The 15762-nt window shown below is 59.0% G+C and carries 13 protein-coding genes; 8 read left to right on the top strand and 5 right to left on the bottom strand.

Going from position 1 to position 15762, the window contains the following annotated elements; all coding sequences use genetic code 11:
* Positions 1-65: 65 nt before the first annotated feature.
* Entirely contained in the window at positions 66-1343 is a 1278-nt protein-coding gene (locus ACB035_RS15770; protein ID WP_371167654.1) for an HD-GYP domain-containing protein, read from the bottom strand.
* Positions 1344-2188: 845 nt separating this feature from the next.
* Between ACB035_RS15770 and ACB035_RS15765 the strand changes: the two genes are divergently transcribed.
* The 8 genes from ACB035_RS15765 to ACB035_RS15730 all read left to right on the top strand — a co-directional run bounded on the left by ACB035_RS15765 (position 2189) and on the right by ACB035_RS15730 (position 11608).
* Positions 2189-3727, top strand: a complete 1539-nt coding sequence (locus tag ACB035_RS15765; RefSeq protein WP_234887748.1) for an arylsulfatase — start codon at positions 2189-2191, stop codon at positions 3725-3727.
* 144 nt (positions 3728-3871) lie between these two features.
* Positions 3872-4849: an AAA family ATPase gene (locus ACB035_RS15760; protein ID WP_371167653.1), complete on the top strand. Its 978-nt coding sequence runs from the start codon at positions 3872-3874 to the stop codon at positions 4847-4849.
* Positions 4850-4857: 8 nt separating this feature from the next.
* Entirely contained in the window at positions 4858-5841 is a 984-nt protein-coding gene (locus tag ACB035_RS15755) for a DUF58 domain-containing protein (RefSeq protein ID WP_371167652.1), read from the top strand.
* Complete coding sequence (locus ACB035_RS15750; RefSeq protein ID WP_371167651.1) at positions 5841-6362, top strand: DUF4381 family protein; 522 nt, start codon at positions 5841-5843, stop codon at positions 6360-6362. Before ACB035_RS15755 ends, ACB035_RS15750 begins: the two co-directional genes overlap by 1 nt.
* The gene (locus tag ACB035_RS15745) at positions 6355-7398 is read left to right on the top strand and encodes a VWA domain-containing protein (protein ID WP_371167650.1); all 1044 of its coding nucleotides are present in this window, start codon (positions 6355-6357) and stop codon (positions 7396-7398) included. The genes ACB035_RS15750 and ACB035_RS15745 overlap by 8 nt, the downstream gene beginning before the upstream one ends.
* Entirely contained in the window at positions 7395-9125 is a 1731-nt protein-coding gene (locus ACB035_RS15740) for a VWA domain-containing protein (protein WP_371167649.1), read from the top strand. The genes ACB035_RS15745 and ACB035_RS15740 overlap by 4 nt, the downstream gene beginning before the upstream one ends.
* Positions 9106-10488 carry a BatD family protein gene (locus tag ACB035_RS15735; protein WP_371167648.1) on the top strand — a complete coding sequence of 461 codons (1383 nt, stop codon included), beginning with the start codon at positions 9106-9108 and terminating at the stop codon, positions 10486-10488. The genes ACB035_RS15740 and ACB035_RS15735 overlap by 20 nt, the downstream gene beginning before the upstream one ends.
* Positions 10489-10675: 187 nt before the next feature.
* On the top strand, positions 10676-11608 hold the full coding sequence (locus ACB035_RS15730; RefSeq protein ID WP_371167647.1) for a LysR family transcriptional regulator: 933 nt from the start codon (positions 10676-10678) through the stop codon (positions 11606-11608).
* Here ACB035_RS15730 and ACB035_RS15725 read toward each other — a convergent pair.
* The 4 genes from ACB035_RS15725 to ACB035_RS15710 all read right to left on the bottom strand — a co-directional run.
* Positions 11605-12405 (bottom strand): formylglycine-generating enzyme family protein, encoded by an 801-nt coding sequence (locus ACB035_RS15725; protein ID WP_371167646.1) that lies wholly within the window; start codon positions 12403-12405, stop codon positions 11605-11607. The two genes, ACB035_RS15730 and ACB035_RS15725, sit on opposite strands and share 4 nt — an antisense overlap.
* A 34-nt stretch (positions 12406-12439) precedes the next feature.
* A complete protein-coding gene (locus tag ACB035_RS15720; RefSeq protein ID WP_371167645.1) occupies positions 12440-13555 on the bottom strand; it encodes a tetratricopeptide repeat protein in 1116 nt (371 codons plus the stop codon).
* A gap of 3 nt (positions 13556-13558) precedes the next feature.
* On the bottom strand, positions 13559-14872 hold the full coding sequence (locus ACB035_RS15715) for an anaerobic sulfatase maturase (RefSeq protein ID WP_371167644.1): 1314 nt from the start codon (positions 14870-14872) through the stop codon (positions 13559-13561).
* 710 nt (positions 14873-15582) lie between these two features.
* Positions 15583-15762, bottom strand: a 180-nt coding sequence (locus tag ACB035_RS15710) for a hypothetical protein (RefSeq protein WP_371167643.1), incomplete at its 5' end; no start/stop codon positions are given.

The following is a 15762-nucleotide window of genomic DNA, read 5'->3' as shown; positions in this document are numbered from 1 at the left end:
CCATGCTCGGCTTGTTCCAAGCATAGCTGGCTTGCGGCGGTATGAGTCAGCGGCCAGCCTCTCCCTCAATTGATGGCATTATCCGGCTCGTGATCCGGAATGGCTGCCATCATCATCTGCGGCAGGTGATCGGCCAGCACCGCCACCACAGCAGGATCAACCCGCCACTGATCCGCCAGTTGCTGCATAAAGGTCAATGCGTCACGGGCAGGCAGACCGCGCCGATAAGGTCTGTCCTGCACCATTGCCTGAAAAATATCGGCGACCCGCAGGATCCGTGCTTCGAGCGCCATGGCGGATGCCGGCAGGTGGAACGGATAGCCCTCCCCATCAGGCTCCTCATGGTGATAGGCCGCCCAACAGGCAATCTCCTCAAACCCTTCTATATGGCGCAGGATCTGGTAAGTCTCGAAGCTGTGGGTATTAATGATGGCCCGCTCCTCTTTCGTCAGGCTGGCAGGCTTGTCTAGGATCTCGTCCGGCACCCTGAGCTTGCCCAGATCATGCAGCAAACCGGCGATCTCCAGCATGTCACAATGGATGGCACTGACTCCCATCTGCTCGGCCAATGCCCGCGACAACCTGCTCACACCGAGTGAATGCGTCATCGTGAATGGGCTTTTGGCGTCGACAATGCCAGAGAAGATCTGCGCCAGCGCTTTTAGCTCCCCGTTGAAGGTCAGGCAAGGCTCCCGCACCTGCAGCATCTCCAGCATGTAATCATTGATGGAGCGAGCTTCCAGCTGCAGCCAGAATGCCTCAGAGCGAGACGCCTTGAGGAAGGCATCCACCAGCTCGGGGGCAAAGAACTCGTCACGGAAATCCTGCAGGCGTGCGCGGATCTCGTTGGTATGCATCAACAATGAACCATCGCCATAGTAGGGCGCCGCCAACGCATCGCAGCGATCCACCAGAAAGATAAGGTTGGCCTGACGGGCCACATTGGGGTCCACATCGGCCATCTCGCGCAACAGGTGCCAGTGGGTGTGGTGATAGCGGATAGGCAGGGCCAATGGGGCCAGCAAACGGAAATCCTTGAGCAGCTGATATCCCACCTCGCAGTGGCGCTGGGAGGACTCCCAATCGAACTCGCTGACCAGATGGTGATGGGTGATGGTCGAGGAGACACCGATATCATGCAGCACCCCGAGCTCGAACAGCAGACAGCGTTCGGCCTCACTCATTCCCAGCTCCCGGCTGCACTCGGCAGCCATAATCCCGACCCGTTTACCGTGGGCCACATCGCCAATGCCCACCAGATCCAGCGAGGCTGACAGGGCATACACCACCTGCCTTAGATCCACTTGCAACGAAAAGGGGGCTGCGCCCTGCGCTCTGTCCATGATCCGGGTCCCATGCGATGTTGTTGTATCAAACTGGCGCTGTTTTATGCCTCGCCTTCTATCAACTTAGTCAATAGCCGAGCCTTTTACCTTGTTTTTATAGGCATTTATGACCCTGACACCTTGAAAAGGCAAAGATTACAGCTGGATTTATTTGGCCACACCCATTCAAGTCATATGTATACGTTCAAAAATATGCGAGCAGACTTTTTAAATCTCGCGATGAGATTGTGAGCAGTTTTAAAAACTCATATCTGAGCGAAACAATCAACACCCCAACTTTACTTAATTATGACTTAATCAGAATTAAAGAGTGCTCGGTTTGCCAGTAAGAATTTTGAATAAAGGCACACCACAACGCTCATAACAGCTCTCATCCCCTAAATTGATTAGCCGAACTGTGAACTCCATCACCTATTTATTCGCCTTATCGCCATCGATAGCTGTAGACACCTCCGCCTTCTGGATACCGCTTCCCATGCTCGCTCGCAGCTCACCCGATAGCTTGCGACCGAAGGGTCGGCGAAAAAATAACGGATAACCAGCGGTTATATTCGCTATAAGGCGACAAGGATAAACGGGATTTATAGATTGAAACTGTTGAAAGCTGATTTCCAAGCTGCGGTTAACTCGGGCTATTCAGGTCATATCACTCTTTGCAGGTCATAACGACAGCGATAAAGGGGAATATGCCCATCTGGGTATTCCATCCCCTCCAACAGCCTGCACGGGATGATATTTCCACCGCGTTAAACGCACGCTGCTTTCATCGCCCACTTTGTGTACCAATTCACATCAGATTAGGAGTGGAGCCAATAATGGCCATTCAAATAAACAAAATAGCCATGAGCCTTGCCTTAATGGCCACCGCTGGTAGTGCCACAGCAGCCGCCAAGCCCAATATTCTTGCCATCATGGGCGATGACATCGGCTACTGGAACATCAGTGCCTACAACCAGGGGATGATGGGCTACCAGACCCCGAACCTGGACAGGATTGCCAATGAAGGGGCCCTCTTTACCGATCACTACGGTCAGCAATCCTGCACCGCCGGCCGCGCCGCCTTCATTACCGGTGAAGAGCCATTCCGTACCGGTCTGCTGACCATCGGCATGCCCGGATCCCCCCACGGCATTCCGGATTGGGCCCCCACCATCGGTGATCTGCTCAAAGAGCAGGGTTACATGACGGCTCAGTTCGGCAAGAACCATTTGGGCGATCAGAACCAGCATCTACCGACCAAGCACGGTTTCGACGAGTTCTTCGGTAACCTCTATCACCTGAACGCGGAAGAGGAACCGGAAACCTACTACTACCCGAAAGATCCGGAGTTCAAGAAGAAATTCGGCCCACGCGGCGTCATCAAATCTTCTGCCGACGGCAAGATTGAAGATACCGGCCCCATGACCCGCAAGCGCATGGAGCATGCTGACGAAGAGTTCCTCGAGTCATCGCTGGCGTTCATGGAAAAAGCAGTCAAGGCCAAGAAGCCCTTCTTCATCTGGCACAACGCCACCCGTATGCACGTCTGGACCCGTCTGCAAGAGAAGTATCAGGGTAAATCCGGCGTCAGCATCTATGCCGATGGCATGCTGGAGCACGATGATCAGGTGGGGATCCTGCTCGACAAACTGGACGAGCTGGGGGTCGCCGACAACACCATCGTGATCTACACCACTGACAACGGCGCCGAGACCGTCAGCTGGCCGGATGGCGGCACCACCCCATTCTACGGCGAAAAAGGCACCACATGGGAAGGCGGGATGCGGGTTCCGCAACTGGTTCGCTGGCCAGGCGTGATCAAGCCAGGCACCAAGGTCAACGCCATGATGGCCCATCAGGACTGGATGCCGACCCTGTTGGCCGCAGCCGGTGTACCGGATGTGAAAGAGAAGCTGGCCAAGGGCTACAAGGCCAACGGCAAACAGTGGCGGGTGAAACTGGACGGTTACAACTTCATGCCGTATCTCGCCGGAAAAGCCGACACCTCCCCACGCAACTCCATGCTCTACTTCTCCTCAAACGGCGAACTCAACGCCGTGCGCTGGAATGACTTCAAGCTTAACTTTGCCACCATGGAGGGCAACATCACCGACGCGGCGCGTGTGACTCCAAACTGGCCGCAGATCATCAACCTGCGCGCAGATCCGTTCGAGAAGGCACCGCATGAGTCAGGCATGTATCTGCGCTGGATGGCAGACAACATGTGGCTGTTCGTACCTGCACAGGGGATCCTGAAAGAGTTCTTCGACACTCTGCCCAACTATCCGATGCAACAGAGCTTCCAGATGAACCCTGCCAGCATTAGCTCCCAGAGCCTGATGCTCAAGGGCAAACTGGCAGAGCTGGACGCACTCAAACAAAAAGTCGCCACCATCAAGTAAGGCGGTGACTCCAACGCCCATCACTCTCTGGTGGGCGTTTTCAATTTCCAGCCGGCTCGCCCCGTGCCGGCTGGAAATTGAAAACCCGTTGGCCTCCTCCTAGCCCTATCTCTGTCTCGTTAAATGTACCCTGTGGAAAACCCTATGAACCCCTTGCAACAACAGATCTCGCAACTCATCGAACAGGTTGGTCACAGTGTGGTCGGCCAGTCCCATGTGATCCGCGCCCTGGTCATCGGCATGCTGACCAATAGCCACGTGCTCCTTGAAGGTTTGCCCGGCACCGCCAAGACCCGCTCGATCAAGGCGCTGGCAGAAGCCCTCAATACCAGCTTCGGCCGCATTCAGTTCACCCCCGACCTGCTCCCATCAGATGTAACCGGCACCGAGATGTATCAGGAGCGTGACGGATCCCACCAGTTGCGTTTCCAGCCAGGCCCCATCTTCAAGAGCATCGTACTGGCCGATGAAGTGAACCGCGCCCCCGCCAAGGTACAAGCGGCGCTGTTGGAGGCGATGGCCGAAGGCACCGTCACCGTCGGTGACAAGAGCCATCGCTTGCCCGAGCTCTTTATGGTGCTGGCCACCCAGAATCCCATCGAGCAGGAGGGGACCTACCCGCTGCCAGAAGCCCAGATGGACCGTTTTGCCCTCAAGGTCTCGGTCGCCTACCCCGATGATGAGGCAGAGCTTGCCATTATTCGGCTGGTGCGGGCCGAAGAGCGCGGTACCCGCCAGCAGAACGAGGGGTTCGCCCCCCTCTCCCCTGAACTCATCTTGCAGGCCAGATCAGAGCTCTCGGCCATGACGGTCTCACCGCTGGTGGAGCACTACATCATTGCGCTGGTCATGGCGACCCGACACCCCGATCGCTACCCGGCCACCGGGCTGCCACAGTGGATTGCGGTCGGCGCCAGTCCCCGAGCATCCATTGCTCTGGACAAGTGCGCCCGCGCCTATGCCTGGCTGCAAGGGCGCAACCATGTGCTGCCCGACGATGTGCGCGCCATGGTGCCCAGCGTGCTTGGTCACCGCTTTACCCTCAGCTATGACGCGTTGGCAGATGGGGTGGATCACCAGCAGGTGGTGATGACTCTGCTCGATCACGTCGTCATCGGGTAAGCGATACCATGACACCTCGCTTCTTATCCCATGACAGGCTGACACAGTGCGGGCAACCGCCCAGTGGTGACCCCCGCATCCACTGCGACTACCTGACACTGGTCCGGCTTCAGGGGCTGGTCGGCCAGTTTTCACTGCTGCCCCGGCTAAACAGCGGCAACCTGCTGTGCGGCCGTCACCCGTCACGCTTTCGCGGCCGTGGGCTCAACTTTGAAGAGCTGCGCCACTATCAGCAAGGGGATGATATTCGCACCCTGGACTGGAAAGTGACCCTGCGCACCGGCCGCCCCCATGTGCGCAGTTATAGCGAAGAGAAAGATCGTCACGTGATCCTCTGCGTTGATCAGCGCAGCGGCATGTTCTTCTCCTCGGTGGAGGTGATGAAGTCGGTGGTGGCCGCCGAAGTGGCTGCCCTGCTCGGCTGGCAAGTACTCAAAGAGAGCGATCGGGTCGGGCTCGCCATTTTGCACTGCGATGGCGTGGAGTGGCTGCGCGGCCAGCGCTCCCGTGGCCACTGGTTGGCAGGGCTGCGCCAGCTCTGTGCCGCCAATCATGCTCTCTCGGCCACCAGCCGCGACAGCGAGGCGACCGGTCTGGCCCCCCTGCTGGCGATGCTGGGCCGCCTCAAGTTGAAAAATACCACCCTGATCTTTCTCAGCGACTGGGCTGGCGTCACCGAGGCCGACCTGACCCGCCTCAGTTACTTGCAGCAGCACAACGATGTGCTGGCACTGCACATCGCCGATCCCCTCGAATCGACCCTGTCGACCACAGCCGCAGACGCCAGCTGGGTAGTCGGCGATGGCCAGTACCAGCTCAATATTGCTCCCCACCAGATCCCTGTGCTGGATCAGGGGCTAGCCCACCAGCAGCAGCTGAAAAAAGATCAACTGCTGCGACTGATGGCCCTCAAGGGATTGCCGCTTATCACCCTCGACACCGGTGGCCACCACCTCGCCCGCCTCATTACCGCATTGGGAGGAGATCACTGATGAACCACAAGCTGCCCGGCACCTATATGCTGCGCGAATTGCAGGACGTGACCGTACCACCCACCATCAGCTGGCAACCGCAAACCGCAGGCTGGCTGCTGCTGGCGCTGAGCCTGGGGGCGCTGGCGCTGCTCTGGCTCTATCACCGGGCACAGCGCTGGTGGCAACAGCGTTACCGCCGTGAAGCGCAGGCGGCCCTGCGCACGATCAACTGGTCTGATGCCGGGGCCAGTCTGGCGCTGTTTCACCTGATCAAGCAGGTATTGACCCACCTAGATCACCGGCACGGCAAGCTGTTTGGCATGGCGTTGCTGCAGACCCTTGACAATGCCATGGCTGATAGGCAGCCCCGTTTCGCGACCGAACTGGGGGAGAGCTGGCTGGTATCGCTGGTCTGTGATCAGGTGGTGTTAAGCGTCAGTGATCAGCTCTGCCTCGTTTCCCTCTGCAACGACTGGCTTGCCCACCACCAGACTCCAATACAAACAGCCTCGTTGGCGACGGAGGCCCGTCATGCTTGATGCCGGTCTCGAGTTTGCCCACCCCCACTGTTTCTGGCTGCTGCCCCTGCCGTTGCTGGTGTTTCGCCTTATTCCGGCCTATCGCACCCGGCAGAGTGCCATCAAGGTGCCCTTCTTCGACCTGCTGATCGACCTGCTGGATGAGCCGCCGCGTGAGGGGGCAGCCCAGCTGACTGCCAGCTGGTGGCAACGGATCGCCCTGATCACCGTTTGGCTGTTGGCGGTGCTGGCGCTGGCCAAGCCCACCATCTATGGCCCGCCTCAGGTGCGCGAGCGGTTCGGGCGGGATGTGATGATAGTGCTGGATCTCTCCGGCTCCATGGCCGAGACCGACTTCTCCCCCGACCCCGGCAAGTCCCTCAGTCGGCTCGACGCCGCCAAAGAGGTGCTTAAACAATTTGCTGCAACGCGTAAAGGAGATCGACTCGGGCTCATCCTGTTTGGGGATGCCGCCTTTCTCCAGGCGCCGTTTACCGCCGATCTCGAGACCTGGCAAACCCTGCTGCAGGAAACCGATGTCGCCATGGCAGGTCAGAGTACCCATCTGGGGGATGCCATCGGTCTGGCAATCAAAGTGTTCAACAACAGTGATCGCCACGGGCAACAAGACCAGAACGGCGCCAAGCGGGAGAAAGTCGCCATCATCCTTACCGATGGCAACGACACCGGCAGTTTTGTCAGCCCGCGGGATGCGGCCCGGGTAGCCGCGGTCAACGGTGTGCGGCTGCATACTATCGCCATGGGGGATCCGGCCACCGTCGGCGAACAGGCTCTCGATCTCGATACCCTGCAACAGTTGGCGACCCTGACCGGCGGCCAGTTGTTTCAGGCTCTTGATGAGGCGCAGCTGACGCGCGCCTATCAGGTGATCGGTGAGCTGGAGCCACAACGCTACGAAAGCACCCGCTTTCAGACTCGCGAAAGCCTGCACCATTACCTCATCGCCGTCAGCGTCGTCCTCTATCTCACCCTCTTTTCCCTGTTGACCCTCAGGCGCTACCGCCTGCGCACTGCTCTCTCAGGAGACACGCCATGATGGATCCTCTCTACTGGCAACAGCTCTGGCTGAATGCCCACTTTCTGCGCCCCTGGTGGCTGCTGGCCTTGCTCCCCCTTGTCGCCATCCTGCTGCTGCGCTGGCGCATGGATGAAACAAACAGCTGGCAACAGCGGCTACCGCCCCATCTGCGCGAGGCGTTGACGCTGGGGGACACCGGCTGGAAAAAGAACCTGCCCCTCAAGGTGCTGGGGCTGCTGATGGGGCTGGCCATCCTGATCTGCGCAGGGCCGACCTGGAGCCGTGAACCCTCTCCCTTTGGCGAAGATCAGGGCGCCCTGCTGATCCTGCTCGATAACAGCGACTCCATGCTGGAAACGGATATCGCCCCCAACCGATTGACGCGGGCCAAACAGAAGATCAGCGATCTGCTGGCGACCCGCGATGGCGGGCGCAACGGGCTGGTGGTCTTTGCCGGCTCGGCCCACACCGCCATGCCGCTGACCCGTGACAGTGCCGTCTATGACCCTATCCTCGCCGCCATCCGTCCAGAGATCATGCCTAAAGCGGGCAAGCGCACCGAACAGGTGATCCCGCTGCTCACCGAACTTCTGGCCGATGAGACCGGCAGCACCGTTTTGCTGGTGAGCGATGGCATCAGCCCCTCCGCCATCGCCCCCTTGGCTGACTATTTCCGTGGTCAATCCCGTCAGCTGCTGATCCTGGCCGCTGGCGACCCGGCCCTGAGTGGCAAACGCCCGCTGGAGCTTGCCTCACTACGGCGACTGGCCAGTGACAGCGATGGCACCCTGCTCACCATGACGGTGGATAATGGCGATGTAGAGCGCATCAACCGGGGGATTGAACGCAACTTTTTGATCCACAACGACTCCCTGATGCCCTGGCAGGACATGGGTTACTACCTGCTCTTTCCGGTCGTCGCCCTGCTGCTGCTCTGGTTTCGCAAAGGCTGGCTGGTGCAGTGGGGTCTGGTGGCAGCCATCGGTCTCTCCCTGTTACAGACGACACCTGCGCAGGCCACCACCTTCTCGCTGGCGCCCGCAGAACCGACAGAGCCTGCGATCAATCACTGGGCAAAGGAGCTGAAACAGCAGTGGTTCAACCTCTGGCTCACCCCGGATCAGCAGGGGCAGTGGTACTTCCAGCAGGGGGACTATCTGGAGGCGGCTAAACACTATGAAGATCCCTTCTACAAAGGGGTGGCCTACTACTATGGTGCCGAGTTTGCGCTGGCCCAGTCAGCATTTCTGCAAGCCGACTCCGAACAGGCTCTGCTCTATGCCGGCAATGCCCTCGCCAGACAACGTGAGTATCTGGCCGCCCGCCGGCTGTTCCGGAAACTGGCTGACGAGGCCAGCGACCCGAGCGTGCGTCAATCAGCCGCCCACAACTATCAGGTGATGAGCGGGATTGTTGACGAGATCAACCGCGCCAGTCAGAGCCAGACCGGCACGCCGGATGGACCTGATCACTCCAGTGAACTGCCCGATGATGAGCCACGCAGTGCCGACGGGGCGGAAGAGACCGTGGTTTCATCCCTGATGGCGCGCGAAACCCTGACCGCAGATCAGATCCTGGCCAATCCGGCGCAGGCCGAAAAGTGGCTGCGCCGGGTGGAGTCTGATCCCGGTGACTTCCTGCAAGCCAAATTCCGCCTCCAGCTACACGCGCAGCAAACGGGCGCAACCGCCCGTCCTCGTTCTGCCACCCACAAGGAGCCTACCCATGTGCAACCGGCACAATAAACTCCGCCACTGGCTGTGCGGATATGTGGCGACCGCTACCCTGCTCGGGGCCGTGCTGCTCACGGTCGAAGCACAGGCTGCCGAGGCTGCTGATGCGACTGACGCCACTCAGGTGACCCTCAAGAGCTGGCTGAAAGATCAGGGGGAGGAGAAACGCCCCTATGCCGTCAACCAACAGATCACCCTCTATCTGGAGCTGGCCACCAACCGCTGGTTTACCGCGGGTACCCGCATCGGCCAGTTCGAGCTGCCGGGGGTCATGGTCAAGCAGCGCAGCGAGCTGGCGACCAACTTCACCCAGCGCCGCGATGGCGAGACCTGGTCGCACCAGCGCTGGGAGCTGACGCTCTATCCCCAGCAATCCGGCCAGTTCGAGATCCCCGCCATCGCGGTGCGGGCCACCGTGGCGCGCCCTGAAGGGGGCTCCCGGCAGATCACCCTCACCACCCACCCTCAGCGTTTTGCCGCCGCGCTGCCCGACCCTGCCCTGACGGTTGACGGGCGTTGGCTGAGCGCCAGCAATCTCACCCTGAGCCAGCGTTGGCAGCGCTCTGCGGATGACCATGCTGACGGCGAGCTGCGGGTAGGGGATGCTATCACCCGCACCGTGACCGCCAGCGGGCAGGATACCCTCTCGGTGCTGATCCCGCCGCTGATCACTCCGCTTGCAAGCGATGGGCGGGTACAGGCCTATCCGGCGCAAGCCCGACTGAACGATACACAGGAGCGGGGGGAGTACCTCTCGACACGGGAAGATCAGACTACCTATATCGTGCAGCGCGGTGGTGAGTTGACCCTGCCCGCGCTGGAGCTTGCCTGGTGGAACAGCCAGACCGGCCAGCTACAGACCCTGACCCTCCCCGGGCAAACCCTGCAAGTGCGCCACACTCCCGCCTCCTGGCTGGCGGCCTACTGGCATCGGCTACTTGGAGTAGCCAGTGGTGTAGCCCTGCTGGTGCTGGCTCTTCTGGCTATGGCCCGTTACTACCGTCACCACCCTCGCCCGCTCGGCTGGCAATATGGGGCCGCCATCTGGAGCAGGCAGTGGGGGGCGGTGCGGGTACTGGCCTATCGCTATCTGCGGGCCAAGATGGGTTGGCTGGAACTTAGCCGTGTCAGTTCCGATCCGGCTTGGCAGCAACAACAGGTTGTATTCCAGCAAGATCCCCTTGATCGGGCTGATGCGCTCAGGATGGGCTGGCGCCTGCTGGTGCGCCTGCAAAGGCAACGGGGCGCCAGTCTTGGCAACATCCGTTCACGGTTGGGCCACATCATCGGCTGGCAAGCGGCCCTGCCGGAACTGCCCCCCATGACTGGCAAACCGACCTCAGCGGATCAGTCATCCAGCAACGCAAACAGATAAATAAAGTGCGCTACGCAGCAACCAACCCCTGCACTGGTTGTCCCACTTTGCTCACTTCATTACACTGCCAAAGTGGGATACCAGCTGGCTGCCACGCCACCTGACTGGCGTGGCAGGTTCTTCCCTCCGGCTACCCGGCAGTGCCAAGGCAGTGTGATTTTTCCACGAACATGTGACGAGGCCTCTCTTGTTAGACATCAGAAGTACCGAGCTGAACCTGATCCCGATCTTTGTCGCCATCTATGAAGAGCGCAGCCTCTCCCGGGCGGCGACACGCATGGAGATCAGCCAACCCGCCGTCAGCAAGGCCCTCAAGCGACTGCGGGAGATCTACGGTGATCCTCTGTTTAATCGCAAGGTCGTGGGGATGGAGCCCACCTCGTTTGCCATCGACATCTATCCGGCGATGGCGGCCGCGCTGAAAAACTTCAGCTCGACCCTCTCGACCTCGCGCACCTTCAATCCACGCACTTCCCAGCGAGTCTTTTCCATCGCCTGTGTCAGACTGATCAGCGCCCAACTGGTCCCGGCGCTACTGTGCAAGATCCGGGCACACGCCCCGGGTATTTCGCTTGAGGTGCATCCCCTCTTTACCGAGGATATGGAGAGTGACCTGCGGATGCAGCGTTATGATCTCATCATCGACATGACCCAGAGCGGGCGCAGCATGCTCAAGAGCGAGGTGCTTTATGGGGAGCAGGTGAAGGTGGTGTGTGCCAGCAACCACCCGCGACTGGGCAGCGACTTGACGGTGGATGCCTATTTTACCGAGGAGCATGTGGCGTTGGCCCAGTGGCAGGTCAGAGGCAGCATGATCACCGCCGAGCACCTGCCGCAAATGGCCAACCGCAATATCGTGGTACGGGTGCCGACCGCCATGGAGATGCTGCCCATCATTGCATGCAGCGAGATCATCGGGGTTTTGCCCACCTCTATCATAAATACCTTTGCCGGCATGTATGATGTGCGGGTACTCCCCTTCCCCTTCGAGGAATCAGTATTCAGCCTGTCGGCCATCTGGCATCCCAGCCGGACCACCGAGGCGGGTCACCGCTGGCTGCGCCAGCAGCTGTTCGAAGTGGTCAGCGAGCTGGGGCTGACCACCATCGATCAGCCCTAACGGGCATCTCGTACCAGTCGCAATCCCATGTCAGCCATCATCACCGACTGGCTGGCGAAATCACGCCGGAAATTTTCAGACAATTCAGCCTCATAGGCGTAGCTGCCGCCTCGCACCGACTTATGGGCGAGGTGGCTCTTGCTCTCTTGGGCATTGTTCGGGTTCTCTTGAGGAGTGTGGCGATAGAAGGTCTCTTCATAGGCATCAGCCACAAACTCCCCCACATTGCCGGTCATGTCGTATAGCCCCAGCTCGTTGGGCTTTTTCAGCCCCACCGGATAGGCGCGATTCTTGGCGTTGCCGCTGTACCAGGCCACTTCGTCAATCTGATCGGAGCCGCTGTAACGATAGCCTTTACTCAGCTTGCCCCCCTTGGCTGCATACTCCCATTCAGCTTCGGTGGGCAGGCGGTAGTGAGCGCCGGTCAACTGATTGAGCCTTGTCACAAACAGCTTGGCCTGTTGCCAGCTGAGGTTGTTGACCGGTACATCCGGCGCCTGGAAATAGCTGATGGAGGGGCCCATCACCGCCTCGAATAGGGCCTGGGTCACCTCGAATTTTGCCATGTAGAAGCTGTTGAGCGAGACCGCATGCTGCGGCCCTTCGCTCGCTTTGGCGGCAGGGTCGTTGGAGCCCATCTCAAAACGGCCCCCTTCCACCAGCACCATGTCCGCTTCAATCTTCTGTCGCAGCGGATGGAGCGGCTGGTTGCCCTGTTTGACCGAGAGGGTGCAGCCAGCCACCAGCAGGGTGCCCGCCAGCAACGGAATTGCGAATTTGAACGGTATGATCGTCATAACCTGACCTGTGCAGTAAGAGAAGTGGCAGCCATTACTGGCCAGTGGAAACCGGCGGCGTGCTCGTCTTGCTCGCGCGCTTGCTATTGAGCTCGGCCAGCACCTCGGGGGGCGCTATCTTGCCAAGTTCACTCATGCAGGCGTCGCTCTTGGGGTGATCGTGGCGAAGGTAGATATCGCACACCGCATAGAGCTGCTCCGGCGCGCCGGAGATCCGGTAGGCAAGCTCGAACGAGCCGATGGCTTTCTCGAGATCCAGCGGCTCTTGCAGCACCCCGTTGAGATACCAGAAGTAACTGTTATTGCCAGCGAGCTCCGCCGCCTGTGCCATGGTGACTGCCGCTTCGCTCTTCTGATCGAGGCGCACCTGGGTCAGCGCCTTGGCGTAATGGAGGTTGGCATTCTGTGGCAGCGCAAGCATCCCCTTGTTGAGCAAGGCCAGTGCCTCGGCATCCCGTTGCTGGGCCCGCAAGTTGTCAGAGAGACCAAGCCAGATCAGGGGATTATCGGGCTGATTGGCCAGCAGTAGTTCGTAGCTTGCCTGCGCCTTGTCCCACTGCCGGGTCCAGCGATAGAGATCTGCCTGCAACAGCTGCTGCGCAGGGTCCTGCTGCCGGGCGAGATACTCGCTCAACTCCGCCAGCGGCTGGCCAATGGCGCTCAGTTGCCCCTCATTCATGACGCCATAATCCCGAGCCAGATTGAGGGTAGCGGCGCGGCGAACCTCGGCACTGCTGTCAGCCAGCAGCGGTGAGAGCAGTCGCCAGCGGTACGCAAACTGATAGGGATCGGCGGCAATCACCGCCGCTTCGCGCACCAAGGCGTGCTCATCACGCAGGCTTCTGGCCACCGCCACCAGACTGTTCTGGTTCGGATAAGCCGCCAGCTGGCGCAGGGCATCGGCCCGCTCCACCGCTGGCAGGGAGATATCCTGCGCACTGTAGGCCCACTGCTGGATCTGGGCGGCTGAGGGCGCAGTGACTGCCACGGATGCGGTGGGTGCCCCATTCGCTGATGAGGTGACCGGTGGCGCAGAGCTGGCTACCGCCAGCGCTGGGCCAGACAGGGTCATGCCAAGGGCCAGCCACAAGGCGCCCATGGTGCCGGAGCGGGTGTGACGGAACTCGTGGCGACTCAACATGCTCTGCATCGCTTATTTCCTCTGACCATGTGTCATGACGCCGTTATTTATCACTGCATCACGATACTTGCCATGGGCCACCGGATAACCGGCACGGCGCAGGATATAGGCCATCGACTGATCGATATGGCTGAAAAACTTGTACCAACCGGCACAGAGGTAATTCAGACCTGCCTCCCCTTCGTGGGTGCGAATAAAGCGGTTCTTCGGGCACTCCCCATAGCAGGCAAACTGGTAGTCACACTGCTGGCACTGGCGGGCCAGGCTGCGCGATTTGGCAAAGCCGAACGCTTGCTGGGCGGGCGAATACGCCAGCTCACTGAGCGGCTGATGGTGGATATTGCCGATCTTGTACTTGGGATAGACATAGTGGTCACAGGCAAACACATCGCCGTTGGGCTCCATCGCCAGCCCCTTGCCGCAGATCTCCCCCAAGGTACAGAGGGGGTTCTTGCGTCCCATCCAGGTCTCGACACTCGCCTCGAAATATTGCACGAAGACCCGTCCCAGATCCCGCTGCACCCACTCATCGAAAATGGTGATGAGAAAATCCCCCCACCCCTCAGCCGAGACGCACCAGGGCTCGACCACCGAATTTTTGTGCCAGGGATTGAGGCGCTTGTCCCCCTGCTTGAGTTGCTCCTGCGGTTGCCAGGTCTGGGGCGCGGTGGTGCGAAAACTCTTCTGCTCGACGATGGGGATAAACTGCATCTGGGGCGACTTCACCTCATCACGCAGGAAGCGATAAACCTCCAGCGCATTCTTGCTGGTGAGGTTGTTGACGCAAGTCAGGGTGGCAAACTTCACCTTGTATTTATGCAGCAACGCCACCGCCGCCATCACCTGATTGAAGGTACCGCGCCCGGCTCGGTTGACCCGATAGGCGTTGTGCAGCAACTCGGGGCCATCGATGCTCAGACCGATGAGAAAGTTGTTGGCGGCCAGAAATTCACACCACTCATCGTTGAGCAGGATGCCGTTGGTCTGCAGGTCGTTGGCAATCACCACCCCTTGCGGCTGGTATTTGCGCTGCAACTCGACCACCTTGCGAAAATAGTCGAGCCCGAGCAACGTCGGCTCTCCCCCCTGCCAGGAGAAGATGATCTCGGGGGTGTTCTGCCCCTCGATATATTGGCGGATATAGGTCTCAAGGGTCTGCTCGTCCATCTGGGGCGAACACCCCTTCTTGTATTCCAGCAGATCCTGCTTGCTGAGGTAGTAGCAGTAGGTACAGTCGATGTTACACACGGCCCCGATAGGTTTGGCCATCACATGCATCCGCTTGGATGCCTTGCCGTTGAACTGTGGACCCTGAGTAATCACCATAACTGCACCACCTGCAAAATTGCTGTTTTGAGGCCTGCAGTCTAAAGGCTACCGCCGTCACACGCTGGTTATACCCCTTATAACCAGCGGATATGGGACCAGGCTAACATTCTGATGTCATAAAAAATCATCGCATCCTACGAGATAAATTGGTCGTATAGTCCCGGTGAGCAAGACAGAAGTGCCTAAGATATCGGGAGCAACCGCCCAATAAACCGCCACCTGCACGGCTCGCCCTTCGTTCTGCCTGCGCTATGGTTTACCATGCACACAATTGTGGTGCCTGGCACCGCCCACCCAGGCGCTAGCCGCCGTCATCGGATACCTCATCTCGAGCAACATGAGCAAAACAGCACACGCGGGCAACGAGCCCACTTTTTTCTTCCACGCTTTTCAATATCTCTTTTTAATGACTTGATTTATAAGGATTTATTGTTATAGTTCTGAGGAGAGTGGTACACTATTGGGACGTGGTGAAATTTGAGGGGCATTGCTACAGATAGTCACACTCTTCGACTGAGCAACTTAACCGACAGGATTTCATTCGTTTTTGTCGTAATAGAGCCAAGCCATACCCATCCAGCGGTTTCATATTTGAAACACCACATGCAGAAGTTCGCAGACATAAACTGCAGAAGTTAATTTTCCTGTTATATTTTAATAGGTTGATGAATAATTCAAACAACCTTATTCGAGCTTTAAGGGCTCATTCATGTAGAAAGCCCCCACCAGCAGTACACCGAGCAATACTTCACTGCTTGCCGGATCGACTTGTAGTGGGCGTTGTTTCCCAAATCAGCTAAAAAGTCATGACTTCCCCAGCCCCAGGTGACCGTTACACTCGGGGCTTTCTGACTGGCAGACCAAGCCTGTTCAGTTTGTTTATCGCA

Source organism: Aeromonas sp. S12(2024) (assembly GCF_041402305.1).
Taxonomy (GTDB): Bacteria; Pseudomonadota; Gammaproteobacteria; order Enterobacterales; family Aeromonadaceae; genus Aeromonas; species Aeromonas veronii.
Note: the sequence above shows the minus strand (reverse complement) of the source record. Positions and strands in the feature narration are given on the sequence as shown.